This window comes from Lactobacillus jensenii DSM 20557 (assembly GCF_001436455.1).
GTDB classification, from domain to species: domain Bacteria; phylum Bacillota; class Bacilli; order Lactobacillales; family Lactobacillaceae; genus Lactobacillus; species Lactobacillus jensenii.
On record NZ_AYYU01000095.1, the window covers coordinates 1 to 225 of the forward strand.

General features: G+C 34.7%; 1 pseudogene. It reads left to right on the top strand.

Features of this window, described 5'->3' with window-relative positions:
• Nucleotides 1-225, top strand: a pseudogene (locus tag FC45_RS07605) (Rpn family recombination-promoting nuclease/putative transposase); the annotation flags it as partial.

The window sequence follows — 225 nt, forward strand, 5'->3', positions numbered from 1 at the left end:
GGAGAAATCTTATGAGAACAGCAGAATTACGGATGAAAGAAGAAACTGCAGTAGCAGAAAAACGTGGCGTTGAGAAAGGCCGAGAAGAAGAGCAAAGAAAGGCTATAAAAAATACATATAAACTATTTAAAAGTTTAAGCCCCAATTCTACAGTGGATGAAGTTTTACAATGGATAAAAGCAAACACAGATGTTTCTCTTTCAGATGAAGAAATAAAAGCTATCT